Annotated in this window: 25 protein-coding genes; 16 read left to right on the top strand and 9 right to left on the bottom strand. The window is 40.1% G+C overall.

Translation table 11 applies throughout. The features are described 5' to 3' along the window. Window positions 1-87 precede the first annotated feature (87 nt). The 4 genes from EV207_RS16165 to sat form a co-directional block, all read right to left on the bottom strand. Window positions 88-1,353, bottom strand: coding sequence for a glycosyltransferase family 2 protein (locus EV207_RS16165; protein WP_165886976.1), 1,266 nt, complete (start codon window positions 1,351-1,353; stop codon window positions 88-90). A gap of 2 nt (window positions 1,354-1,355) precedes the next feature. Beyond that, window positions 1,356-2,099: a glycosyltransferase family 2 protein gene (locus EV207_RS16170; protein ID WP_243647112.1), complete on the bottom strand. Its 744-nt coding sequence runs from the start codon at window positions 2,097-2,099 to the stop codon at window positions 1,356-1,358. 253 nt (window positions 2,100-2,352) lie between these two features. Further along, the gene (cysC, locus tag EV207_RS16175) at window positions 2,353-2,952 is read right to left on the bottom strand and encodes an adenylyl-sulfate kinase (protein WP_132747200.1); all 600 of its coding nucleotides are present in this window, start codon (window positions 2,950-2,952) and stop codon (window positions 2,353-2,355) included. Between the two features lie 50 nt (window positions 2,953-3,002). Continuing rightward, on the bottom strand, window positions 3,003-4,133 hold the full coding sequence (gene sat, locus EV207_RS16180; RefSeq protein ID WP_132747201.1) for a sulfate adenylyltransferase: 1,131 nt from the start codon (window positions 4,131-4,133) through the stop codon (window positions 3,003-3,005). A 223-nt stretch (window positions 4,134-4,356) separates the two neighbouring features. Between sat and EV207_RS16185 the strand changes: the two genes are divergently transcribed. The 5 genes from EV207_RS16185 (at window position 4,357) to EV207_RS16205 (ending at window position 9,014) form a co-directional block, all read left to right on the top strand. After that, on the top strand, window positions 4,357-5,094 hold the full coding sequence (locus EV207_RS16185) for a sulfite exporter TauE/SafE family protein (protein ID WP_165886977.1): 738 nt from the start codon (window positions 4,357-4,359) through the stop codon (window positions 5,092-5,094). 138 nt (window positions 5,095-5,232) lie between these two features. After that, window positions 5,233-6,327 (top strand): non-hydrolyzing UDP-N-acetylglucosamine 2-epimerase, encoded by a 1,095-nt coding sequence (wecB, locus tag EV207_RS16190; protein WP_132747203.1) that lies wholly within the window; start codon window positions 5,233-5,235, stop codon window positions 6,325-6,327. Next, a complete protein-coding gene (locus tag EV207_RS16195) occupies window positions 6,317-7,300 on the top strand; it encodes an SDR family NAD(P)-dependent oxidoreductase (RefSeq protein WP_132747204.1) in 984 nt (327 codons plus the stop codon). The genes wecB and EV207_RS16195 overlap by 11 nt, the downstream gene beginning before the upstream one ends. Beyond that, window positions 7,297-8,121 (top strand): dTDP-4-dehydrorhamnose reductase family protein, encoded by an 825-nt coding sequence (locus EV207_RS16200; protein WP_132747205.1) that lies wholly within the window; start codon window positions 7,297-7,299, stop codon window positions 8,119-8,121. Before EV207_RS16195 ends, EV207_RS16200 begins: the two co-directional genes overlap by 4 nt. Continuing rightward, a complete protein-coding gene (locus tag EV207_RS16205) occupies window positions 8,118-9,014 on the top strand; it encodes an NAD-dependent epimerase/dehydratase family protein (RefSeq protein ID WP_132747206.1) in 897 nt (298 codons plus the stop codon). The genes EV207_RS16200 and EV207_RS16205 overlap by 4 nt, the downstream gene beginning before the upstream one ends. Before the next feature lie 396 nt (window positions 9,015-9,410). On the opposite strand, the gene EV207_RS16210 is transcribed toward EV207_RS16205, so the two are convergent. Continuing rightward, on the bottom strand, window positions 9,411-9,713 hold the full coding sequence (locus EV207_RS16210) for a hypothetical protein (RefSeq protein ID WP_132747207.1): 303 nt from the start codon (window positions 9,711-9,713) through the stop codon (window positions 9,411-9,413). 74 nt (window positions 9,714-9,787) lie between these two features. On the opposite strand from EV207_RS16210, the gene EV207_RS16215 reads away from it, so the two are divergent. The 7 genes from EV207_RS16215 (at window position 9,788) to EV207_RS16245 (ending at window position 17,104) form a co-directional block, all read left to right on the top strand. Next, window positions 9,788-10,690, top strand: a complete 903-nt coding sequence (locus tag EV207_RS16215) for an MBL fold metallo-hydrolase (protein ID WP_132747208.1) — start codon at window positions 9,788-9,790, stop codon at window positions 10,688-10,690. Then, window positions 10,687-11,643, top strand: a complete 957-nt coding sequence (locus tag EV207_RS16220; protein ID WP_165886978.1) for a phosphotransferase family protein — start codon at window positions 10,687-10,689, stop codon at window positions 11,641-11,643. Before EV207_RS16215 ends, EV207_RS16220 begins: the two co-directional genes overlap by 4 nt. A gap of 53 nt (window positions 11,644-11,696) precedes the next feature. Continuing rightward, complete coding sequence (locus tag EV207_RS16225; protein WP_132747210.1) at window positions 11,697-12,854, top strand: site-2 protease family protein; 1,158 nt, start codon at window positions 11,697-11,699, stop codon at window positions 12,852-12,854. Between the two features lie 145 nt (window positions 12,855-12,999). Then, the gene (fdhF, locus tag EV207_RS16230) at window positions 13,000-15,963 is read left to right on the top strand and encodes a formate dehydrogenase subunit alpha (RefSeq protein WP_243647113.1); all 2,964 of its coding nucleotides are present in this window, start codon (window positions 13,000-13,002) and stop codon (window positions 15,961-15,963) included. After that, a complete protein-coding gene (locus EV207_RS16235; RefSeq protein WP_132747211.1) occupies window positions 15,956-16,432 on the top strand; it encodes a helical membrane plugin domain-containing protein in 477 nt (158 codons plus the stop codon). Before fdhF ends, EV207_RS16235 begins: the two co-directional genes overlap by 8 nt. 62 nt (window positions 16,433-16,494) lie before the next feature. Beyond that, entirely contained in the window at window positions 16,495-16,701 is a 207-nt protein-coding gene (locus tag EV207_RS16240) for a hypothetical protein (RefSeq protein ID WP_132747212.1), read from the top strand. After that, on the top strand, window positions 16,691-17,104 hold the full coding sequence (locus EV207_RS16245) for a type II toxin-antitoxin system VapC family toxin (protein ID WP_132747213.1): 414 nt from the start codon (window positions 16,691-16,693) through the stop codon (window positions 17,102-17,104). The genes EV207_RS16240 and EV207_RS16245 overlap by 11 nt, the downstream gene beginning before the upstream one ends. A gap of 46 nt (window positions 17,105-17,150) precedes the next feature. Here EV207_RS16245 and EV207_RS16250 read toward each other — a convergent pair whose 3' ends face one another. Beyond that, the gene (locus EV207_RS16250; protein WP_132747214.1) at window positions 17,151-17,387 is read right to left on the bottom strand and encodes an indolepyruvate ferredoxin oxidoreductase subunit alpha; all 237 of its coding nucleotides are present in this window, start codon (window positions 17,385-17,387) and stop codon (window positions 17,151-17,153) included. 238 nt (window positions 17,388-17,625) lie between these two features. Between EV207_RS16250 and EV207_RS16255 the strand changes: the two genes are divergently transcribed. Continuing rightward, a complete protein-coding gene (locus EV207_RS16255; protein ID WP_243647114.1) occupies window positions 17,626-17,889 on the top strand; it encodes a hypothetical protein in 264 nt (87 codons plus the stop codon). 47 nt (window positions 17,890-17,936) lie between these two features. Here the strand turns inward: EV207_RS16255 and EV207_RS23755 are convergent, their stop codons facing one another. Then, window positions 17,937-18,065, bottom strand: a complete 129-nt coding sequence (locus EV207_RS23755) for a hypothetical protein (RefSeq protein ID WP_279389200.1) — start codon at window positions 18,063-18,065, stop codon at window positions 17,937-17,939. Between the two features lie 21 nt (window positions 18,066-18,086). Continuing rightward, window positions 18,087-19,343, bottom strand: coding sequence for a helix-turn-helix domain-containing protein (locus EV207_RS16260; RefSeq protein ID WP_132747216.1), 1,257 nt, complete (start codon window positions 19,341-19,343; stop codon window positions 18,087-18,089). A 432-nt stretch (window positions 19,344-19,775) separates the two neighbouring features. Between EV207_RS16260 and EV207_RS16265 the strand changes: the two genes are divergently transcribed. The 3 genes from EV207_RS16265 to EV207_RS16275 all read left to right on the top strand — a co-directional run bounded on the left by EV207_RS16265 (window position 19,776) and on the right by EV207_RS16275 (window position 22,635). After that, window positions 19,776-20,744, top strand: a complete 969-nt coding sequence (locus EV207_RS16265) for a hypothetical protein (protein WP_132747217.1) — start codon at window positions 19,776-19,778, stop codon at window positions 20,742-20,744. 233 nt (window positions 20,745-20,977) lie between these two features. Next, complete coding sequence (locus EV207_RS16270; RefSeq protein WP_132747218.1) at window positions 20,978-22,075, top strand: type III polyketide synthase; 1,098 nt, start codon at window positions 20,978-20,980, stop codon at window positions 22,073-22,075. Continuing rightward, window positions 22,072-22,635 carry an isoprenylcysteine carboxyl methyltransferase family protein gene (locus EV207_RS16275; protein ID WP_132747219.1) on the top strand — a complete coding sequence of 188 codons (564 nt, stop codon included), beginning with the start codon at window positions 22,072-22,074 and terminating at the stop codon, window positions 22,633-22,635. Before EV207_RS16270 ends, EV207_RS16275 begins: the two co-directional genes overlap by 4 nt. A 27-nt stretch (window positions 22,636-22,662) precedes the next feature. Here the strand turns inward: EV207_RS16275 and EV207_RS16280 are convergent, their stop codons facing one another. Then, window positions 22,663-24,255 carry an APC family permease gene (locus EV207_RS16280; protein ID WP_132747220.1) on the bottom strand — a complete coding sequence of 531 codons (1,593 nt, stop codon included), beginning with the start codon at window positions 24,253-24,255 and terminating at the stop codon, window positions 22,663-22,665. Between the last annotated feature and the right edge of the window lie 474 nt (window positions 24,256-24,729).

Consider the following 24,729-nt stretch of genomic DNA (forward strand, 5'->3'; position numbering starts at 1 on the left):
GAGACGGCTGTTTCCGGGCTCAGACAATTAAAAAAAGATTCCCATTGGAAAAAAGGCCCATATACACATAAGGGGTGATTGGAATATTTAAAACCTCTCTAATTCTTGAAAACTTTGTAATAGATTATGGAAAACCCTCAATTTAGCTAGATGCATCTTCTGTAGCGCCAACATTCTGTTTTCATTTGGGGTAATTAATCCATCAATCAATCTGGCTATTGGCTCATTGTTTTTTCTCTTGTAAGCTATTTTTTTAAGCATTTCCCTATATACTTTTTTAAATAACTTATATTGTTGGGGGTGACTCGTACCCAATTGATGATATTCATTTAAAATAGCGTTAATTTTATGGTAATTTGTTGGCCTTGGGGTAAATGATAAAGTGATTCCCATCGCATCAATATCATTATGTTTTTCGATAAAACGGCAATAATTATTATTTGCATCAATTTGGTTAGAAGTGGAAATTGGATGTTCTTGATGATAGGTCACGATATTGCGCCCATTTTGAAAGACAGCTCCAGACTTGTATAGACGATAACCCATTTCTATATCATCCCAACCGTATCCATCGTATTCTTCAAATAATAATCCGACCTTTTCCAAAAAAGACCTTTTTACTGATATATTTCCTGTGCCAAATGCGATCCAAGGTAACCGGTACCCTGCAAACGAATCGTTGAAATGATTAAAAATGCCTCTTTCATAAAATTTCTCCAAAGGTTTTACAAATGATAACATACTATAATTCTCATTATGGATATCCGCTTGGCTGATCAAAGGGGTTATTTTTTTATTCGAAACGAAATCGTTAATTTTTTTGTTATAATGCGGGTTATCCTGTGTCAGCTTGTTTACTTCGTTAAGTTGTGCTTGTGTATAGCCTGGAAATAGGACGGAATATAGCCCTTTCATTACTAATACTCCAATATTCACTAAATTGTTTCGAGACATATGACTATTAAAATGATTCAATACAAAGTCGTTTTTTACGATAACTTCCGCATCCAAAAAAATAATGACTTCACCACTGGCTGCCTTGATGCCCAAATTTCTGGCTTTAGGTCTTCCTATATTATTAAAACACTTAATATATTTTAAAAGAAAAGGGAATTGATGTTGAAATGGAATAGAGGAGGTCGGATCGGTTGAACCATCGTCGACTAAAATGACCTCCATTTGGTTCATGTTGAAGTTTTGTTTTTCCAGCGAATATAAAGTAAATAGGTTCAGCGGATATTTGTTATAGGTAGGAATAATAATACTTACCTTAATGTCTGATTTATCATTAAGTTGTTGTGTAACAGGAAAAACAGATGTTTCCACTTTAGGCAGTTGTAATGACTTAAGCACCTTTACCGACCACCCTTTTGTTTTAATTCCAGTAGAATAAATCGCTGTAACATTTGCTTATATTTAAGTTGTATGACCTTGACCTCCTGCATTTGTTTTGCAGTATGTTTCTTACTCCCCATGGTTTCATGAATTCTATATTTAAGTAGCGACTCATTCAATGAAACGACCTTTTTCTTCATCGCTAGACGAATCCACATATCATAGTCATGTGTGTATATAAGAGACTCATCAAATTGGCCTTCTCCTCTTAGAACATCCATTTTCATTAAAACGGTGCTTCCATTAATCGGACAACCCTTCATAAGAAATCTTAATAAATCAATACGCTTTGCCAGGTGAACACCAACCTTGCTTTTTGTTAATTCGTTCTTGTCATTAATGAGGTCAAAATTTGTATATACTATATCTGCATTAGTTGCTTTCATAAAATCAACTTGCTTTTGTAATTTATTTGGCAGGAACATATCATCGGAACTTAACCATGCAAAAAGATCACCTGCAGCATGTTTCATACCAAAGTTCAATGCTGTCGCGGTGCCGCCATTTTTCTTAAAAATATATTTTATTTTTTCTTTATAGGGATCTATTAATTCACGATATTGTGTTGACCCATCATCGACTACTATGATCTCAAAATTTTTATACGTTTGCTTGAGAACACTTTCTATTGCATGTTGAACATATTTACAATTATAAAAAGGAATGATCACACTTACCTTTGGATTCTGTGGATTTTTAAACACTGACTTCATCTCCTAACTATTCAATATTTCCACTAGAAAGAACGTTTTATAAAGACTTTTTTATCTAATATGGAGCTTCTAGACGCTAATAACAGTTGAATGCCTATATATCACTGTTATAGACAATGACGCCAATTACAACGTGTCGCATACAAGGCCCACAAGGTACTTTATTAGCGGATTGTCATAAAGCCGAGTTTCAAGTTTTCCAGGGTCAATATGATGATAGACGATACTAATGGACCTACCTTTTTTATATATATTGGTGTTCCTTTAAATATTTGATGATTTTATCAACTGCGGTCTCTTTTGTTTCCTTCTCAGTTTCAAGAATTATTTCGGGGTCTTCAGGTTTCTCGTAAGGTGATGAGATACCTGTAAAATTTTTGATTTCTCCCTTGCGGGCCCTTTTATAAAGCCCTTTTGGATCCCTTTGTTCACAAATATCTAGGGGGCACTTAATATAGATCTCAATAAACTCTTTATCTTGGACAAGGTTTCTCACAATCTTCCGGTCTGCTTTGTATGGAGATATAAATGAAACAAGGGTTATAATCCCGCTATCGACAAATAATTTAGCAACTTCGCCTATTCTTCTAATATTCTCTTTACGGTCTTCAGAATTGAAGGAAAGGTCGGAATTTAACCCATGTCGTATATTATCCCCATCGAGAAGATAAGTCGATTTTCTGTATTTGTGCAGGTTTTGTTCAAGGAGATTTGCGATTGTCGATTTACCGGAACCGGATAATCCAGTAAACCATAATATAGGGCTTTTATGCCCATGCAATAATTGCCGATGTTGTTTTGTGACATTGGTATTATGCCAAGTAATGTTTCGTTCTTTTTCCACTGTAAACACACCAGTCTTATAAAATTATAAAAAAGTGTATGAAAAAAATTTTAACTTTTCATTCCATCTATTAAAACGTCTATAACCTCGGAACGGCTAAATTCAGCGGGTGGGCGTTTCCCGTTTTTTATCATTTCTCTTACCTTTGTACCCGACAATATTATGTGTTCCTTATCGCCATGAGGGCATGTTTTGTCGGAAGTCATACCATGGCACTTTTTACAATAATAACTGTGTTCAAAAAATAAAGGGGTAATCCCTAATTCGTCAGGTTCAAATTGTTTAAAGATTTTTTGGGAATCATAAGTTCCGTAATATCCTCCGACACCGGCGTGATCCCTTCCCACAATGAAGTGAGTACATCCGTAATTTTTACGGACTAACGCATGAAAAACAGCTTCACGGGGGCCTGCATAGCGCATGAAAGCTGGAAATGTTGCTAATAAAACGCGGTTTTTAGGATAATAGTGTTCAATTAAAGTTTCGTAACTACGCATTCGTACGTTTGCAGGGATATCGTCCTTTTTTGTCTCACCTATTAGTGGTTGAAGCAGAAGGCCGTCTACTGTTTCCAGTGCGGTTTTTTGGATATACTCGTGTGCTCTATGAACGGGGTTCCTTGTTTGAAAACCAACAACGGTCTCCCAGCGCCTTTTGGTAAATTCAGCCCTGATTTTCTCAGGTGTCATAATGTAATTGTTCATGTCTTTTTTGTCAGGATATTTAATCATAATCACGCGGCCTGCAATATAAATATCAGGTCTTTCAAACAGCATCTTTACACCTGGGTGTTTTGGATCAAGTGTTCCAAAAACATGTTTTGCCTCGTAAAATTTATTCGGTTCGTACATGTCATCGATTTCAATCACACCGTATATAATCCCGTTTTTTACAAGCCGTGCTTTTGATCCAATTGATAAACAACTAGCTGCTTTTGCTGTGACGGGCAGTGTTACAGGCAGGGTCCATACGACCCCGTTTTTTAGGTGCATATCTGAAACAACTTGTTTATAATCCTGCTCATCCATAAATCCCTTCAGTGGACTAAATGCTCCATTTGCAAGACATTCCGCATCTGCCAAGGATTTATTATCACATTCAATTTCAGCCTTAATATTCTTAATATCGTAATCAGGAAGAAATTGATTTATTAGTTTTCCACCATGTGGATTAATTGTCACACTAACCCTCCTAAATTATAAAATAGCTTTCTATAACATTATGCAATCGTGCTTTAAATGTCTGGATACTTATAATAGTTAAACGGCCATTATGGATGATAGGTAAGGAGTGAAATCAACAGAATTAAGAAAAATATCCAATCAGAAAGCCGAGTCAGGAATAAAATAGAGCATCTCCTTTAAAACACTATTAAGGATTGATGTTATGAACATAGAATTGGTTTTGGGCGGATTTATCATCGGGGGACTAATAGGGCTCACCGGAGTAGGGGGGGCTTCGTTATTAACGCCTTTTTTGCTTTTTTTAGGTGCAAATCCTGTCGTAGCAATTGGAACTGATTTTTTATTTAACACTGTTACAAAATTTTTGGGCTTTATGACGCACTTAAGGCAAAAAACGATAGAATTCGGGATTGTTAAGGAACTTGCATGGGGGAGTATACCGGGAATATTTTTAGGAATCATTATTTTGCATTTACTTAATACATTGGAAATCGGCTCAAGTCAGTTATTAATAAAACATTTAATTGGTTATGTTCTGATTTTAACATCATTATTAACAATTTTGCAGCTTACTCTACCTTCTAAATACCTAAAGGAAAAGTTGGTTTCTTTGAGGAAATTAACACCTTTATTTGGATTTATTATAGGTACTTTTGTAGGGATGACATCAGTTGGGTCCGGTTCTATATTTGGCCTCTTTTTACTTAGTGTATACCGTGTTGCCCCTTCAAAAGTGGCAGGGACCGACATTGCCCATGCCCTAATCCTGGTTGCAATTTCTAGTCTTATAATGGTTGGGACAAACAGCGTGAATTATTCGATATTAATTTTATTATTGATCGGTTCAATTCCCGGAGTATTTATTGGAAGCAAATTAGCGACAAAGCTTCCGGTACTACCTTTTAAATTGATAATCATTTTTATCATTGCAACCAGTGGTATTTATCTAATAAAGTAATGACTATTAAAAATATAAAACAATTAAATTCCTAAATTGGTTAAAGACTTGCTTTTTTCTAGGAGAACAATCCAAGCTAAGGGATGATTTTATTCATACCCTATAATTATGAAAATAAGAAGAGGTGAAAGCAATAGTATGAAGATTCTAACAATCATAGGAACAAGGCCAGAAATAATTAGGCTTTCCGTAATTATGAAGAAAATAGATCAATTTGCCGACAAACATATCATTGTGCACACAGGCCAAAATTTTACCTACTCTCTTAATGATGTGTTTTTTGAAGAATTAAATCTTCGGAAGCCTGATTATATTCTCGACAATCGGGAGAATTCTTTTGGGAATCAATTATCTCTCATGTTTCGTGAATTGGAGAAGATTTTAGAAAGTGAAAAGCCGGATAAGGTGCTGCTGTTAGGTGATACCAATAGCGCGTTAAGTGCAGTGCTTGCCGAACGGATGAACATACCAGTATACCATATGGAAGCAGGAAACCGTTGCTATGACTTAAGGGTTCCTGAGGAAAAAAATCGTAGAGTAATAGATGCCGTATCAACAATAAATCTTCCATATACAAAAAGGAGCCGGGAAAACTTACTGAAAGAGGGTTTGTCCGCACAACGTATTTTTACATGCGGCAACCCAATATCTGAAGTATTGGACAAATATAAGTTGAACATTAAAACAAGTAACATTTTAAACAAATTGCAATTAAAGTCTGGAGATTATTTTCTTGTAACGATACACCGGGCTGAAAATGTTGATGTGGAACACAATCTAACTGAAATCTTTAAAGGTTTAAATCGAATTGCAGAAGTCTTCAATCAAAAAATGATATGCAGTATTCATCCCCGCACACGCTCGAAATTAGACCGTCTTTCCACATTCACCTTAAATCCTCTGATTGAATACTATGAGCCTTTCGGTTTTTTTGATTTTGTAAAACTTGAGAAAAATGCCCGGTGTGTCTTGACGGACAGCGGCACCGTTCAGGAAGAATGCTGTTTATTTGGAGTTCCTACAGTCACGGTGCGTAACAGTACCGAACGTCCTGAGACGGTAGAGTGTGGAAGTAACATTGTTTCCGGGCTCGATTCAAAAAATATCGAAAATGCCTTACGTATCATGGTATCAAAAGAAAAAACATGGGAAATACCGGAGGGCTACTTGGATCCTTTGGTTTCAGACAAAATAATAGCTTACTTATTTGGAGGGATAGCAAGTGCTAAATAATATTATTCTTATAACAGGAGGGACGGGATCCTGGGGGCATGAGCTCGTAAAACAGCTTTTGGAGAAGGATCCAAAAGAAATTAGAATATTATCCAGAAATGAAGCTAGCCAGGTGGCTATGCAAAGACATTTTGATAATAATCCTAAGCTTAATTTTATCATAGGCGATATAAGGGATATTTATACAATGAAAAAAGCCTGTGAGAATGTAGATGTCGTCTACCATCTTGCGGCTTTGAAGCATGTTCCAATTTGTGAACATCAAACGAACGAAGCCCTAAAAACAAATGTCATTGGGACACAGAATGTGATAGAAGCGGCTATTAAGAACAGAGTAAAGAAAGTTGTGTATATCTCTACTGACAAAGCTGCAAACCCTGCCAATTTCTATGGTATGACGAAAGCGATTGGCGAAAAGTTGATTATTCATGCAAATCTTTTAAGTGATTATACAAAGTTCGTTTGTGTTCGCGGAGGAAACGTTGTAGGAACCAATGGCAGTGTTATCCATGTGTTTAAAAATCAGATTTCAAAAGGTTTTGTAGGCATAACCGACAAACGGATGACGAGGTTCTTTTTAACCTTAGAGGACGCAATCAAGTTACTATTTAAAGCGACATATGAAAGCAGGGGCGGAGAAATATTTGTCATGAAAATGCCAACCTGTCGGATTATCGATCTAGCAGATGTATTAATAGAAGCCTCTGGAAAAACTAATATTAAAATTCTGGAGTCAGGTATTAGGCCTGGAGAGAAACTTCATGAAATTCTTTTATCAGAGTATGAAACAAATAACACTGTTTACTATGATAATGAATATTTCGTTATACTGCCAACTATTAATATATCAGGGCTTAAGGATTATTATTTGAATTTTAAGAAGGTAGACTTGGAGAGTTATAGCTCGTGCGAAAATCTTATGGGGAAGAAGGATATTCTCGATATGTTGCAAAAAGGCGGTTTTTTACCATGAGAATTCTTGTCCTAGGCGGCAACGGAATGGCAGGACATCTTATTGCCAATTATTTAAGTGAGAACACAAATCATAACATCCTAGTAACTTCGCGAAAAAAGAATGATGCAAATCATATATTCCTTGAAGCAACCAATTTAAGCAGTGTTCACGCATTACTTTCAAAAATAAAACCTGATATTGTAATCAATTGCATTGGTATTCTAAACGAGTCGGCTTCAAAAAACATTCGAGAAGCGATTCTCATTAACAGTGCTCTTCCACACGGGGTTGCCAAACACTTGGAACAATATGGTGGGAAACTAATCCATATAAGCACCGATTGTGTATACAGCGGATTAAAAGGCGCTTACACAGAGACAGATGAACCTGACGGAACATCTATTTATGCGCGGACAAAGGCCCTAGGAGAAATCAAAGATTCTAGACATTTAACAATTCGGACATCAATAATCGGCCCTGAGATAAAAGAAGGGATCGGTCTCTTTAAATGGTTTATGGAACAAAAGGGAAGTATAGATGGCTATAAAGATGTTCTTTGGAATGGCGTGACAACATTAGAACTAGCTAAGTTTATTACAAAAGGAATAGAAATGGATGCTAAGGGTCTGTATCACTTAACGGCCCCCGAAAGAATATCCAAATTCGGGCTTTTAACCCTTATCCAAACCGTATTTTCTAAAGATGATGTCGTCATCCATCCTGTTAATGAGCCTGTCTGCAATCGAACGTTGTTAAATACCCGAAGAGATATAGCCTATCAAACCCCTGGGTATCTTACTATGATCAAGGAGCTAAAACAATGGATTGATGCCTCATGAAAAAGGCGCCGACCATTCTCATAACAGGCGCCGGGGGATTTACAGGGCAGCATGCCTGTATGAACTTTATAAAAAAGGGATGGAGAACTGTTGCAGCAGTTAGGACAAAACAACATTTTTCTCTTAATTGCTGCTCCGTGGAATGTGATCTAACAAATTTTGAAGCTGTCAGGCAAATGATCCAAAGTGTTGATCCCCAATATATTTTACATTTGGCAGGCGTTAATTCAGTACCGCAATCGTGGGATACTCCTCTTACAACAATGCAAAACAATGTACTTGGTACATTAAATCTATTGGAAGCAACGAGGGAGCATGCACCCAAATGTAACATTTTAATAGTCGGCTCAGGACTTGAGAAAACATCACAGCCCAAGGAACCTCCCCTTCATCCTTATGGTATTAGTAAAACCCTCCAAAGAATGTTATCTGAGTCTTGGCATGTCTTGTTTGGGCAACATGTCGTTATTGCGAAACCATCAAATCTAATAGGACCCGGTCCATCAAATGGTGTTGTTTCTTTATTTGCAAAAAGGATAGCTAATGAGGAACAGAAAAATAAATCGGTGGAATTAAAAGTTAATAACCTACGATCACAAAGGGAATTTTTGGATGCCAGGGACGCAGTTAAAGCATACGAACTATTATTACTTAAAGGACAACCGGGATTAACCTATGAAATTGGATCAGGTCATTCAGTAAGTATTCAGGAGATCATCAATATATTTCAGCAAATGACCTCAGTCAAGATAAAAGTTATTGACCAAGGAATAAAAGAAAACGGAGTCGCAAAAATGGATACCGCCAATATGGAGAAAATAGGATGGACTCCCAAGATAGCTTTTAGTGATTCTTTAAAAGATATTTTACATTATCATCGTTCACTACACTGAACCATCAATGTCACAAGTATTTAAAAAATGACTATAAGTATAAATGAACATACAAAACCCGAATAAATGGACATTAAAGTGTCTGTTATTCGGGTTTGCAAATTGTGCGGCTAAGTATTTCGTAGAGACCTCACAATGTATTGGTTTTTATATAATCGGGAAAAAGGCTTTTCTAAGTTAATCAGAAAGTATAAACTTTCTTACGCACATAAGTGCAACTAAGCCTCTGTCTTCGCCAAAGGCTCGCCAATCGGCGAGTTTTCTTTAGTTAATCAGAAAGTATAACTTTCTGACGCACATAAGGGCAACTAAGCCTCTGGCTACGCCTATTAAAGGCTTGCCAATCGGCAAGTTTTCTTTAACTTTTGTTGAATTATAGTTTTGTAGCAAATATGGCTATCGCTGATATAACGTTTCAATAATGACGTCGTAATGTTTTTCGACTTCTTCAAGCGGGTAGATCTGAAGCTTGCTCTTCTTGTTAATAATCATGTCAAGGTTTCCTTTTAATAAGTACATAGGGCGGTCGCCAATATAGTCGCCTTCGTTTTCTTCAAAATAAATATCGTCGAGCTTACGGCGAAAGGTGAGATCCATGAAGGCATTTACGAGAAGAAGCGTGTTTTCTTTTTGATCAATCGCGTAGTAATAATTACCGTATTGATCCACAATGAGATCTCCGCGTTTTTTGATTTGCATGACAACCATCCTTTCATCATGTAGTGGTTTAATGATAGTATAATGCAAAATACAAGGAATGGGGGAATTTTCTGATGGAACTCAGACGAATAACTGATGACTGCTGGTATTTCCACAGTCCCGTGAATGTCGGATATATTAAAAATGAGGATACGGGTGTGTTAATTGACGCCGGCCTTGATGCCTCTGCGATCAAGAAGGTACTCAGACAGCTTGATGAGAAGGACTGGCCGCTGACACACTTGTTGATTACTCACGCCCATGCCGACCATTTCGGCGGAGCTCATACCGTGCAAAAGAAAAGAGATATCCGAACGATCGCACCCAGTATTGAAGCGGATATCTTGGCCTATCCCAAATGGGAACCTCTTTATCTCTATCAAGGAAATGAACCGCCTGCAGCGATGCGAACGAAATTCCTTGAAGGGAAGGCAGCAAGGGTGGACGAGCTATGTGACGAGGGTATGCTTCAATTAGGCGATGTAACAGTAGAGTGTATCAAGCTTGACGGGCATTCAGAAAACCAAATGGGCATCATTTATAAAGATATTTTATATGCCGCTGACTCGTATATGTCTCTTGATTACTTGGAAAAGCATGGCATCCCCTTTTTGATTGATCTTGATCGGACCTTGGCATCTCTTAAAAGACTGCTTGACTTGCCTGTAAGCGGTGCGGTGCCTGGCCATGGCGTATATGAGGAAAATTTTAAGGAAACGGTTCAGAACAATATCGATTTTCATCAAAGGAATGCGGAGCAGCTGTACGGTTTGTTTGAGAAGCATCCTGAAGGGCTAAGCCAAGAGGGCTGTATACAGCTCGCCCTTTCTGAATGGCGCATTGAATTAAAAAACATCGGATCTTGGGCATTGTATCGCACGGCGATAACTGGATATCTCCATTATTTATGCAGGGAAGGGCGCTTGGCGGTGGGCATCAGCCAAAATGTCCTTTGGTTCAAAAGGGGTCATCAATGATTTTAGCTGATATCCAGTCATGGGATGATTGGCGGGACGTTTTTACAGATGTTAGTTTTTGGCGGCCGTATATTGACCGGATTTGTAAAAAAGAGGGGCTTAAGTTTAAGAACATTGAAGGGAGCCTTCCGGGAACAAGCGCTGTCTTCATTCTTGACCGCAGCATGGTGATCAAAATTTATCCTAGTGTCCTAATCGATGATGACCAGATTGAGCGGGCTGCACTAGGACTTGTAAAGGAAAAGGATGAGATACTGATTGCTTCAGGCAGCTATGAAACCGAAGGCAGCTTATGGCCGTATATTATTATGACCTATATTGAAGGCGAGCCATATGGTGCAGCAAGACAGACTATGACTGCACAGGAAAAAACAGCATTTCTTCGCAAGGCTGCCGGGTGGTTAAAAGGTGTGCATAACATCAAAACTGATCATTTGCCGTCTATTGAACGGGGTATCCTTAATTGGCGCTCACACCGGGCGACGGCACTCCTTCAGATCAAGAGGCGAATCAACCAACTGCCCTTTTTGGCAGCCCATAAGATATGGCCTGATCTTTGCGATTTTTTGAACAAGCAGCTGCCTCTTCTTGATGCCATGCCGGTTAATCTCGTGCATGGTGACTTGACCGAGGATCACTTTTTGTTCAGCGAAGGGAAGACGTTAAGAGCGGTGATTGACTGGGGTGATGCGAGAGCCGCCCCTTATCTGTATGATTTGGTGACATTTTGGTTCTCGGTATTGAAGCAGAATGGTGAAGACCTTGATACTTTTCTTAAAGCTTATAATGAAGATTTGCTTAACAGCGATGATCTCCTCCCTCGGCTAACAGCCTTAACCTTCCTTCATCCTTTTTGCCCGGAAATAATGAAGGAGCTTTGGGAGCATCAAATGAGAGACCAGGCTTTTAGCGATTTTCCTTCTCTTTGCCGGTGGCTATGGCCGGTATCATAACAGAGTACATCATGCTACACTAGGATTAAGCATGTGTTGGAGGACATTAATTTATGGCTGAAAATAAAACGAAAAAGGGTATTTTGGTTACAATTGGGCTCTTGATCCTATCAAAAGCAAAATGGCTGTTTGCTATTTTAAAGTTTTCCAAGTTTGGCGTCACATTTATCAGCTTAATCGTGTCGCTTGCCGGCTATGCCGTTATCTTTGGCTGGAAGTTTGCCGCTGCTATTGTTTACTTGATTTTTGTCCACGAAATGGGGCACCTTGTTGCGGCAAAGCAAAAAGGTATCAAAACCTCCCCGGCTGTGTTTGTCCCATTTTTGGGTGCGGTCATTGGCATGAAGGAACAGCCAAAGGATGCCGCGACCGAGGCCTATTTGGCGTATGGCGGACCATTAGCGGGCTTGATCTCAATAATGCCTGCCATTGGGCTATTCTATATGACGGATGAGCCATACTGGGCTTTGGTTATTATGCTTGGAGCAATGATCAACCTGTTTAACCTGTTTCCAGTATCTCCGCTTGACGGCGGCCGGATTGTTGGAGTGTTGTCTACGAAGATTTGGTTTGTTGCTTTGATTGTTTTCTTGGTGTTTTTATTTTATAATCCCTCACCGCTTCTATTCTTGATCTTCATCTTTGGTATTTTTACATGGTGGTCAAGAGCGCGAGACAGTTACAAAAGTCAAAAGCTGGACCTGGAAATCCAAACAAAGAAAAACATGCGTGATTTTCTTGAAAAGTGCCAAAAGGACGTATTTTATACACACGGCACAGATGATGAAGGCGATCCTTTAATAAGTCCTGATATGATTTTATATCACATTCGGACTCTTCAGGGCAGAATAGCCGAAATTGAAACCGAGCTGTCATACATGAAAAAGTGGTATGTGCCTTTTCTTCAGGATAAGGAGCGCCTGAAGAAGGACGCGCTTCTTTATGAACGGCAGAGGTATGCCGAACTTGTCATGTTTTTGCAGAGTGAGATAAATTATTCCGAACTTCAAAGTAAAATAACGGATACGAATCACTCCATTAACAAGCTTAATAAAGAAAAGAACAAGCTTAAGACCTATTATAAGGCCAAGCCATCTACCAAGTGGAAAGTGTTCATTGCCTATGTTGTTTTAGCTGTGTGTTTGTCGCTGCTATTTGTCTATTATAGAGGCATACTGGATGCAGCGTACGGATATATTTACGCTTACTAGAAAAGCCTGCCGGCCGGCAGGCTTTTTTCTAAAGAACATAGGAAGCAGAGTGGTTCGCCCCATTTTTCCGAAAATTCGGGCTCGTGTTATAATGGACGAAAAGGATGATAGGGTTTTCACTGGTTCCAATAAAGGAGGAAGAGCATTGTCAGATCATAATGTTATAACGATTGATGGACAGGAATATTTAGCTGATCAGGGTCAGAATTTACTTGAATTGATAAAAAATAGCGGCATCGATCTGCCAAGCGTGTGTTACCACGAAAATTTAGGCCCAATCCAAACGTGTGATACATGTCTTGTCGAAGTGGACGGAAAAATGGAGCGGGCTTGCGGTGTGACGGCTAAAGCGGGAATGTCGGTCAGGACGAACACTGATGAAGCTTTTGAAGCAAGAAGGCTCGGAATGAACCGGATTCTTGTGAATCATGAACTTTACTGCACGGTTTGTGACTATAATAACGGCAACTGCGAGATTCATAATACCGTAAAGTCAATGAGTATTGAGCATCAAGATCGCCCTTTTGAACATAAGCCTTATGAAGAGGATTATACAGGGCCTTTTTATAGGTATGATCCAGACCAATGCATACTTTGCGGGCGCTGTGTTGAAGCTTGTCAAAATGTTGAAGTCAATGAAACGCTTTCGATCGATTGGTCATTGGATCAGCCCCGTGTGGTTTGGGATGGAGGAACGTCAATTGATGAGTCGTCATGTGTGAATTGCGGCCAATGCTCAACAGTCTGTCCATGTAATGCCATGATGGAAAAAGGGATGGTCGGTGAAGCCGGTTATATGACAGGCGTCGAAAAAGGCACATTACGTTCGATGATTGAGCTGACCAAAAAGGTGGAGAACGGCTACGGTTCACTAATGTCAATTTCCGATACCGAAGCGGCAATGCGTGAGGAACGGATTGAAAAGACGAAGACGGTTTGTACATATTGCGGTGTCGGCTGCAGCTTCGATGTTTGGACAAAGGGAAGGAAAATATTAAAGGTTCAGCCGCAGCCAGAATCACCGGCGAACGGCATTGCCACATGTGTTAAAGGGAAGTTCGGCTGGGATTACGTCAACAGCCCTGAGCGTCTGACCAAGCCGCTTGTCAGAAAAGGGGACATCTTCGTTGAAGTGACATGGGATGAGGCTCTAACGGTTGTCAGTGAAAAAATGAAAACGATCAAAGCTGAGTACGGCAGCGATGCGCTTGGTGTCGTTGCCTCATCAAAAGCAACTAATGAAGAGGCTTATTTGATGCAGAAATTTGCAAGACAGGTTCTCGGAACAAACAATATCGATAACTGTTCGCGTTATTGCCAGTCACCAGCGACGAAGGGTCTCTTCAGAACAGTTGGATATGGGGGGGACGCCGGGTCTTTTTCGGATATCGAATCGGCAAATTTGGTCATTACAATTGGTTCGAATACGGCCGAATCACATCCAGTGCTTGCATCGAAAATTAAGCGTGCCCACAAATTGAATGGTCAGCGCTTAATTGTTGTCGACCTGCGCAAGCACGAGATGGCGGAACGGGCCGACCTGTTTGTCCATCCAAAAGCAGGGTCAGATCTCGTATGGCTTTCTGCTGTCACCAAATACATTATTGATCAAGGCTGGCTGGACATTAAGTTTATCAATAATCGGGTGAATGGCTTCGATGATTACGTGCAAAGCCTTGAAAAGTATACGTTGGAATATGCTGAAGCGGAGACAGGTATCAGCCGCGATGTTTTGATTCAATTGGCTGAAGAAATTCACAAAGCGAAAGGAACCGTGATTTGCTGGGCCATGGGCGTCACGCAACAAAAGGGCGGAAGCGATACATCGACCGCGATTTCTAATTTATTGCTGGCCACAGGGAATTACGGCCGGCATGGAACGGGAGCTTACCCGCTAAGGGGCCATAATAATGTCCAAGGGGCCAGCGATTTTGGCTGCATGCCTGATAACTTTCCCGGTTATGAGAAGGTAGCGAATAGCGATGTAAGGAAGCGTTATGAAGAAACATGGCAAGTCAAGATCCCGGCCGAACCGGGCCTGAATAATCATGAGATGGTTGAAGCCATTCATGACGGACAGTTGAAAGCATTGTATCTCCAAGGTGAAGATATGGGCATTGTTGATTCGAATATTAATCATGTCCAATCAGCCTTTGAAAAACTGGACTTTTTTGTTGTTCAGGATCTCTTTTTAACCAGGACTGCGGAATACGCCGATGTGGTGCTGCCTGCGAGCCCGAGCCTTGAAAAAGAAGGGACATTCACAAATACCGAAAGGCGGCTGCAAAGAATTTATCAAGTTCTGGAACCGCTTGGGAACTCCAAACCAGATTGGCAAATCACAAGCCTGCTCGCTGACCGCTTAGGCTTCAATTGGAGTTACAGCTATCCTGGCGACATCATGGCAGAAGCTGCAAAGCTTTCTGAATTGTTCCACGGTGTACGCTATGAAAAAATGGAGGGCTATGGCAGCCAGCAATGGCCGGCAACTGAGGATACAACAGACAGTTCTTTATTATTTACGGAAACCTTTCCTTTCGATGACGGTAAAGCGCGCTTTTTCCCAGTTGATTGGACAAGGCCTACAGGTACAAATGATGAATATGACTTGCATATTAACAACGGCCGTTTGCTTGAGCATTTCCACGAGGGCAACATGACTTATAAATCCGAAGGCATCAAGAGGAAGACTCCTAGGGCGTTCATTGAGGTGTCACCTGAACTCGCGGAAGAAAGGGGTATTAAGACCGGGTCGCTGATCAGATTAGTCTCTCCTCACGGCGCAGCTAAAGGACATGTGCTGGTTACGGAGAGGGTTGCGGGTAATGAGCTATACTTGCCAATGAACGATAACGGTGAGACAGCTATTAACCAGCTGACTTCCACCGAAACTGACAAAGATACAGACACGCCCGCATACAAAGACACTGCTGTCAGAATGGAAGTGCTGGAGGTTGAAGGTGATAATCCGTTGCCTGCCAATAATCACCGTTATGGGCACCGGACACCGCAGAAAGGTGTATTGGTGGAACGAAAATGGTCACGGGATGATTACGTGTTTCCAGGCGATGTGGTAAAGATGAAGAAGGAGTTGAAGTTGAATGGCTAGACCGGTGACCAAAATTGAACGGATGACGGTTGACCCCGATGTGCAGGAAGCGAAGGAAAGGGAGGAGGTCATAGCCGCCCTTATGGAAAATAAGGAAGCTGTTCTGTCAGTCATAACACTCGTCGATAAGCTGCAGGACCGGGGTATTCTCGATTTGTTGATTGCTTTATTTGGCCAAGGAGACAAGGTGTTATCAATCGCCGCAAGGGAACTTAATAAGCCGGGCGTGGCTGATACACTGGATCATCTGATGAACGCGGCCCAAATGCTTGGCAAGCTTGAAATAAATAAAATGAAGGGTCTTGTTGATAACGTCAATGCGGGAATAGAGGAGGCTGAGAAGCGGGTTGAAAGCGGTGAGACGACAAGCCTTTTTGATCTAATGAAACTGCTCAAAGACCCTGACGTCAACCGGGCTGTCACCGCCTCTGTCGGATTTCTGAAAGGTGCGGGGAAGGGTATTAAATAAATGAAACTGAGAACCGCCACTCCAACATTTCGGGGTGGTGGTTTTAATATCTTGGAGGGCTATTGAATGTAGATATGTGGATAAACGGTGTCAGTGAAGCTGAGATCGTAAGGGAAGCCATTAGGGAGTACGCAAAATTGCATTTAAAAGGCGGAAATTCATTGTTAAAAATGGGGAAGCTGGCAAAAGAGGAAAGAGTTGATTCTCCAGGAGATCTGTCTATTCAACACGATCATTATCTTAAGGAAATTTACGAGAATGAAAAATGATTTATTTGTTGATATTAGCGCTTTTATGGCTTTGAATGATGCAAAAGATCAACATTACCAAGAGGCAATGTCGATCGCTTCTAACATTGGCGAGATAAAGTTTGTTATATCCGATGCTGTAATTAGTGAAACATATACTATCCTAAGATATCGTTTGGGCCAGAGGCAGGCGTTTCGTTTTTTAAGCACGGTTTTGGATAGTAAAGAATACGAGATAGTCGCCATTTCAAATGATTTAAGGAAATTAACTTTGGATTTGTTGGAAAAGTATAACGACCATAAAATATCCTATTGTGATGCTTTAAGTGCAGCGATTATGGCCCAATATAAAATTCCCTGCATTTTCACTTTTGACCATCACTTTGAAATCCTAGGCGTAAAGCGGCTGTTTTTCAAGACCTAAAGGGCACAAAAAAACCCCGCTGCTTTTAAAGTAACGGGGTCAGGTCTTACTTGGTGAAGTAATCTCTGTTTAACTGAATGTATTGTTGTTCATCCTCAGGCACCTCGTCCTCAGGATAGATAGCTTCTACCGGGCAAACTGCTTCACAAGCGCCGCAGTCGATGCATACATCGGGGTCGATATAAAACATATCTTCGCCTTCTGAAATACAGTCTACAGGGCACGTTTCAACGCATTCAGCAGCTTTTTCGTCTTTACATGGTGAAGTAATAACAAATGCCATCTTGAGATTAATCCCCTTTCATAATCTTTCCGAAAGTTTTCCCTTTCAACTTTCTATAATTCCTAGTATGACGAATATTAAACGAAATTTCAACTTTGTTTTATATTCACTCTCTTCCCGCTTGCTGCAGGGGAGGGTTAGTAAACTTAGAAAAAGTCTTCCGGGAATTATCAAAAAGTGTTCTAATCCTTTATACTTATAATAACATTAAAAGGGGATGAAAAGTCCGGAGGTTATTATGCTGTCAATAATTGCTACAATATTACTCGTCCTAAGTATATCCTATGTCTTCTACAAAGCAGTCCGTAAGCATCGGACGGAAGGGTCAATCGGCGACATAAGAAGCTATTTATCATCAATTTGTCTTTTCCTGATAGCGATTGTCAATCTTTGGGCACAATCGTTCGATTTATTAGGGATTTTAAGCTGGGGAATAACAATCATCTTATTAATGATTGGCAGTTATTGTACGAAATACATACGAAAAGCTGAGAATGGATAGAGGATAGCTGTCTTCAAAAGAAAACAGCCGCTAAATGCGGCTGTTTGTTAGATGACGTTTTTGGCTGCTATGTTTGGTGGACAATGGTCGCTAGCTTGCTTATTTAAATCTTGATGTTGGAATGATAGTATGGCCACAAAAGTAATGGCACAGATCCCCAAAATAAATCGTTTCATTGATTCTCCCCCTTTTTGCCGTTAATGCAATTCGTTTCTTGCACCGATAGCTAGCCTAAAATAGTGGCCAGCCCTTTTATATTTTCCTATATCATAGCAATAGTTGGCAAGTTCTTCAGCGTATTCTGAAACGTGCTCCCATAGCTTAACTTTACTGAAATATGGTATAGCCTTTTTTCTAAGAAGTTCTTCATACTCCTCATTCTTATTATTTATTTTCAAGTCAAGAATTTTAAATTTATAATAACTATCACTAAGATTGTTCTGTTTTGACATTTTTAATCCCTCTTGAATAAAACTTTGTGCTTTTTCAGTATCATTAATTTTAAAATGTTCTCTAGCTAATAAAAAGAGAGTAAGACATTTGCTTTTAGGGTCAAAGGTTTCCCTTAAAATTAATCCTTTTTTATAATAATCAATGGCAATTTTTGAGTTACCTAAGAAGGATTGGACATAGCCAAGATTGTGATAAAGAATACCTTTCCTAATATCATCTTTATACAATTCCGCGAATTTCAAAGCCTGAGTATAATGAAATTCAGCCTGATCATAATTAAAAATTCTTCGGGAACTAATTCCTAATAAAGTCTGGCAATCCGCGATTCGTTTTAGATTATAGCTTTTTTCAAACAACTCTAAAGCCTTATGAGCGTAGTTTATACCCTGACTAATATGATAAAAATCAGTATGAGTTAAACTGATTTGGTAGTAAAGTTCTGCAGCTTCCTTTTCGTTGTAGTTTAATTGAATCAATAATTCTTCAGCATGTTGGTATAATCGCAATGCTTCGTTGTAATTTTCCAGTGTATAAAAATAGACTCCTTTAAAGTGGTAGTATAGATACTGCAATTCGGGAGTGAAGATTTCTTTGAACTTTTCTATATTCGCTAACATAGGCTTGGCTTCGTCGCTTTTATGGTCAATAAGAAGGAGCCTGACTTTGAAGAGTTCATATTTGATTAGTAAAAAAGGATCTTCTGTGGTGTTAATTTTTTCAGTTACGGCTTGTTCTTTTTCGGCCATGTCATCTGGATTTCGGTCCCTGATACTTTCATACCACTCATCAAGCAATCTGTTAATCTCGGCGATTTCCTCATGATTGTCAACATCCTCAAATGATATGCCCAGGCGGTCACAGAGGAATTTGATGATCTCATCACTGGCTTTTTCACCGTGTTCAAACTTGCTCAGATAAGAAACTGAACAGATGCCGTCGGCAAGTTGTTCTAGGGTTAACCCCGACCGTTTTCTATAATAGCGTATTCTGGTTCCTATCATAATATACCTTCCTTTACACTTTGGGAAAAATCCTTCTCGGACCCCCCAAATATCTGGTACATAATAATGCTTTTTTCCCAATAAAAGAGTACCAGTATTTCTGGTATGATAGATATAAGGAATCAAAAGGTTTACCAAGTCAAATGTAACGAATAAACACTTGACGAAAGCCTTATAAGGACGATCTGGCACTTATGTACAACGAAAGTATGAGATGTCACTTATAAATCTATTCTAAAACATTCGTATTAGAAAGTTAATAACAATATTCAATATTCGAAAGGCAGATCTCATAATCCTTGTTTTTTCAAAAGAAATTATATGTTTATAAATATTGTTGCATTTTCGTCATGAAATATGGACGTCATTAATCTATTATTTAAAGCTTTTTAAATAAGTTTTGGATACAAAAAATAAGGAGGTTTTGTGGAGATGGACTGTACGTTGAAAGAATTTAAAAGCCAAGAGTCTGCATTAGAAATTGATGCGAGTGTCATTGATAGCGTCAAAAGTTCCTTGCAATCCCAGACGATTATTTTCAATACGTTTCAAAAGTCCGTTGACGGATCCCGCTGTGAGTCGCAACATTTTGACCAATTCTTGATAGACGACAACGGAAATTACTGGTTTACAGAAAAAGTAACCGATGGCCAGAGCGCCAACCATCTCTACATTTATAATCATAGCGGCAAATTTTTGAGGAGCTTAGCGGTTAACGGTAAAGCAACATTGTATGAATACGCCGAATGGATGATTGCCGCCTGTGAAGGCCCCGATAACAAAGGGTACATTTATAAATACTCTAAAGACACACAGCAGCTGGTAGAACAATGGGTTATGAATGGATTTTTATGGGATATCGAAATGGACTTAGAAAGACTCTATATCACAAGCTACTTACCAATGACAGATGAAGCAGTACTTTATCAGATTAAAGGTAAAACCATAGTGAAACAGGTTTTGGGCACAGGTTTCTTCCCAACGGGTATTATTGGAAAAGATAAGTGTCTCTATGTGTCGACTAGTCAAATTTTTTCTTCCGGTAAAGGCGAAATGATGAGACTTGACCTTGATGGTAACATTTTAGATCAGTTCGATATAGAGGTTTCGCCAAGGCAAATTTTTGAATACGAAGGCCAGCTGGTCCTTCACGGATTGGACCTGGCTGAAGGTAAAGCCGAAACTCTCGTCTATGTTGATCCTGATCTTGGCATATGCGAAACCTATTCGATTCCAAGGGCATCGCAAATCCGCACACAGGGCCAATACTTGCTGTTATTTAATGAAAAGGCACAATCACTTATGTATTGGAGCCATAGGAAGAAAAGGGTAATTAGAGTTGTACATTGGCCAATGAAAAAACAAGAATACAAAATAAAAGATTTAAGCGTAAACCACTAACCCCAATCTGGTTAGTGGTTTTTTGTTAACAACGGGGGGTTAGAGTAAAAAGGTGCACATGGGCAAATGATGCCCGTGGACCGGGAAAATAGGCCGCCACGGCCACCATAGAGAGCGTCGCTGCCCGCCCCAACCGAATCAACCGCAGTATTTTCCCAAATGTTTTTTTACATGAATGCAATAGGGCATTTTTTGGGAACAATAGGGAAAATGACAGAGAGGGTGAATCAAATTTGGCACATATTTTATCCATCGGTACCGCAAATCCTCCGCATTCCCTAAATCAAGAACAGACAAGACAGTTTGCCAGAGATTTTTTTAAGGATAACTTTCATGATATTGATAGACTGTTAACTGTCTTTGATAACGGTCAAATTGACCGTCGTTTTTTTTCGGCACCGCTTGAGTGGTTTCAGCAGGAAAGAACACTGCGGGAAAAGAATGATCAATACATAAAAACATCCATAGATATAGGAATAAAAGCAATAGAAAAGTGTCTTACAAGCGATGATTTTCTGGAGTCATCCGTTTCTCCAAGCGATGTTGACGGCTTAATCTATATTTCAACCACAGGCATGTCAACACCGAGTATAGAGGCTAAAATAATGAATAGAATGCCTTTTCATTCTCATACCAAACGTATTCCAGTATGGGGGTTAGGTTGTGCCGGCGGGGCCGCAGGGTTGGCACGCGCCTTTGAATTTTGCCGGGCCTATCCCGAGTCGTCTGTCTTGGTTCTGTGTGTTGAACTGTGCAGCCTAACCTTTCAATATGGCGATCGGTCAAAAAGCAATCTTGTCGGAACATCATTATTTGCTGACGGTGCCGCTTGTGTGCTTGTTGCCGGTGCCAAGTCCCCTTTATTAAAAAAATACAGACGGAGAGCCTGTCCAAAAATAGTTGGCACAGAGACAACCTTGATGCCTGATTCAGAAGATGTCATGGGCTGGGATGTCAAAGAAGGTGGACTGCATGTCGTTTTCGCGAAAAGCATACCAAATATAGTGGAACAATGGTTTAAGCCTACTGTTGATCATTTTCTAGATAGACACGGACTGACATCCCAAGAACTGGATCATTTTATTGCCCACCCTGGAGGAAGGAAGGTGCTGGAGGCTTATCAAAAAGCATTGGATTTAAAGAAAGGGATGACAGACCCTTCAACGAACGTTCTTCAGCATTATGGCAATATGTCCTCACCAACTGTCCTGTTTGTTCTTGAACATGTCATGGCCAGGACGGACCAGGCGGGAGAAAGAGGTGTGGCCGTTTCATTGGGTCCCGGCTTCAGTTCAGAATGCCTTTTACTTGAGTGGGAGCGGATCTCATGATTTTCTTTTTCATCATATTTGCTTTGGTTGTTATTCAGCGGATCGTTGAATTAAGGATAGCAAAAACAAATGAAAGATTTATGAAGGAAAAGGGAGCCTTTGAAGCGGGGAAATCCCATTATAAATGGATGGTCACTCTCCATGTCCTTTTTTTTATTTCATTATTCGTCGAGGTCATAACCTTTCATAAAACACCCGCACAATGGTTTTGGATCCCACTCTGTTTATTTATCATTAGCCAGGTTGTCAGAGTGTGGGCGCTGCAATCCCTAGGCCGATTCTGGAATACTAAAATTATCGTCCTGCCGGGGGCAAAAGTCGTTGCCAAAGGACCATACAAATATATCAGGCATCCTAATTATTTTATTGTCATGACAGAAATTATCACGCTGCCGTTAATCTTTCAGGCATACATAACCGCTGTCGTGTTTGCTATATTGAATATTATTATTTTATCAATTCGTATTCCAATCGAAGAAAAAGCCCTGGCTGAAGCCACAAACTACTCTCATGTGATGAAGAGCCGGAGCCGCTTTATGCCTCGCGATAATTCAAAATAAAAAGGCCGGAGTGATCCAGCCTCTTCTTTATATAACATTCGAATTTGTTCCTTCGACCTCTTCGTATTCTTCATCTTCAGTAATTCGCGGTTCTTTCAAGCCCGTGTTGACACCCCAATAATAAATGCCTAAGGCCAATACCGCGACGAGAATGGTGTCCCATGGTGCGGGGATAATGGCTTTCCCGCCGAATGTGCCTATACCGGACATGACAAGAACCATAATATAGTAGGCGAAAATCCAAATTGAGGAACGGAAGTCCTTTTTAAGATTCTTTGTAAACTTCTCATCCCGATCAATAAATGCAAAATAGAGGACGAGAGATCCCAGTGTCAGACCTATGATCAGCGAATTAACACTCCATCCGCTCCAGTAAGCAATAAGCGTTGCTGCAATAAATGCAAGCGGTGAAATAACCGCCATTGCTTTAAGTCTAAAAGGTCTTTCAAGATCAGGCAGGGTCTTGCGGAACGCACCTGCGGTCACTGGCCCTGCCATATACGTCAGGACAAAGGCTGATGTTACCGCTGAAATTAACCCGCCCCAGACTTGGAACTGTGATGGCAGCGTCCACAATGCAGCAAGAATAAATGTAAGCCAAAGTGCGGCGCGCGGTACACCCGTTTTTGGGTCAACCTTTTGGAATATGGAATAAAAGTAACCGTTTTTAGCCCAGGCAAACAGAACCCGTGCTGTTCCTGAAAGGTAGATATTACCTGTGCCAGCTGGTGAAATAACCGCATCAAATAGGATGAGGTTAACGAGCCATATCATCCCTAAGGCCGCAGCCAAGTCAGCGTATGGTGATTGGAAGTCCAGGTTTGCCCAGCCATTAATAAGCTGATCCGGCGGCACGGAACCGATGAATGCGATTTGCAGCAGGACATAGACAACCAAGCCAATGACAACAGATAAAATGATCGATAACGGCACATCTTTTTGCGGTCTTTTCGCTTCACCGGCAAAATCGATGGCCTGCCTGAATCCCAAGAAGGCGAACACAATACCCGCTCCGGCGACGGCTTTAAAGACGCCATGCATCCCGCCGGGTTCGGCTGTGGTCACACTAAAATTGCCCGAATGCATAACTGATAGTAATACAATAATGGTTATAGCGGGGACAACAAATTTAAAAACAGTTACCAAAGTGTTAACTTTACCGAAGATATTAACACTCCAATAATTAAGCAAGAAGAAAATGAATAAAAGTGCAATTTGAACAATAAAACCAAGTATTGTCGGGCTGCCGTCCGCATGCCCAAGTGCCGTCCACCATGTTTGTGCATAGCCCCTAACAGCCTCGACCTCAACGCCGATTACACTGGAGTACGCAAGCAGCGATGCAAAACCGATCAAATAGCCTGCGATAGACCCGTGCGAATAATCAGGATAACGGACAAATCCGCCTGCCCGTGGCAATGACGCTCCTAATTCAGCGTAGACTAGCCCAATTAAAATAATAGCGAATGCGCCAATAAGCCATGAGAGCCATGCCATGGGTCCTGCATAGGAGGCTCCCTTAAGTGAGGCATATAACCACCCTGATCCGATAATGGAGCCTACACCTAAAAAAGTTAAGTCTAGCAGGTTTAATTTTCTCTTGAATTTCCCTTGTGACATCAAATCCCCCCTAAGTCAATCAATGTGTAAAATTAGTACAACAAAATTATATGTTTTAATGTCAGATAAATCAATAATTATTTAATATTCTGTCGCTTCAATGCGATGAAGTTTCGCGGAAAAATATTTTTATGAACTTTAAGCACAAACAAAGAAAGAATAAGGCTTAATGAAGGGTAACCGAAGTCATAAGTAAACAAAACAGCAGGGGTTTATTACCTTTTAATTAGTCTAAAATACCTATCTGAATAACCGCAAAACAAAGTTGGAAAATAGCTTTGTTAACTCACTTTCTTTTTGTAAAATAAGATAGTTTCTGGTAATTGGTGACAAATAGTTTGGAAGATCATAGTTTTATTTGTATAAAAACTATGATTCATAGGCAATTAGGAGTTAATTTTATTAAAAGTCACTTGTTTGGGGAAAAAATTGTTATAAGGTGGGGATTTACATCTACTCCTCACTTGGTAAGTG

It is taken from the genome of Scopulibacillus darangshiensis, from assembly GCF_004341035.1.
Classification (GTDB): Bacteria; Bacillota; Bacilli; order Bacillales; family Sporolactobacillaceae; genus Scopulibacillus; species Scopulibacillus darangshiensis.

Excerpts from the sequence above, each read along its gene's own strand:
- wecB (WP_132747203.1), top strand. The coding sequence starts at position 5,233 with ATGAAGATTCTAACAATCATAGGAACAAGGCCAGAAATAATTAGGCTT.
- EV207_RS16200 (WP_132747205.1), top strand. The coding sequence starts at position 7,297 with ATGAGAATTCTTGTCCTAGGCGGCAACGGAATGGCAGGACATCTTATT.
- EV207_RS16205 (WP_132747206.1), top strand. The coding sequence starts at position 8,118 with ATGAAAAAGGCGCCGACCATTCTCATAACAGGCGCCGGGGGATTTACA.
- EV207_RS16210 (WP_132747207.1), bottom strand. The coding sequence starts at position 9,713 with ATGCAAATCAAAAAACGCGGAGATCTCATTGTGGATCAATACGGTAAT.
- EV207_RS16215 (WP_132747208.1), top strand. The coding sequence starts at position 9,788 with ATGGAACTCAGACGAATAACTGATGACTGCTGGTATTTCCACAGTCCC.
- EV207_RS16220 (WP_165886978.1), top strand. The coding sequence starts at position 10,687 with ATGATTTTAGCTGATATCCAGTCATGGGATGATTGGCGGGACGTTTTT.
- EV207_RS16225 (WP_132747210.1), top strand. The coding sequence starts at position 11,697 with ATGGCTGAAAATAAAACGAAAAAGGGTATTTTGGTTACAATTGGGCTC.
- EV207_RS16235 (WP_132747211.1), top strand. The coding sequence starts at position 15,956 with ATGGCTAGACCGGTGACCAAAATTGAACGGATGACGGTTGACCCCGAT.
- EV207_RS16245 (WP_132747213.1), top strand. The coding sequence starts at position 16,691 with ATGAAAAATGATTTATTTGTTGATATTAGCGCTTTTATGGCTTTGAAT.
- EV207_RS16250 (WP_132747214.1), bottom strand. The coding sequence starts at position 17,387 with ATGGCATTTGTTATTACTTCACCATGTAAAGACGAAAAAGCTGCTGAA.
- EV207_RS16255 (WP_243647114.1), top strand. The coding sequence starts at position 17,626 with ATGCTGTCAATAATTGCTACAATATTACTCGTCCTAAGTATATCCTAT.
- EV207_RS23755 (WP_279389200.1), bottom strand. The coding sequence starts at position 18,065 with ATGAAACGATTTATTTTGGGGATCTGTGCCATTACTTTTGTGGCCATA.
- EV207_RS16260 (WP_132747216.1), bottom strand. The coding sequence starts at position 19,343 with ATGATAGGAACCAGAATACGCTATTATAGAAAACGGTCGGGGTTAACC.
- EV207_RS16265 (WP_132747217.1), top strand. The coding sequence starts at position 19,776 with ATGGACTGTACGTTGAAAGAATTTAAAAGCCAAGAGTCTGCATTAGAA.
- EV207_RS16275 (WP_132747219.1), top strand. The coding sequence starts at position 22,072 with ATGATTTTCTTTTTCATCATATTTGCTTTGGTTGTTATTCAGCGGATC.
- EV207_RS16280 (WP_132747220.1), bottom strand. The coding sequence starts at position 24,255 with ATGTCACAAGGGAAATTCAAGAGAAAATTAAACCTGCTAGACTTAACT.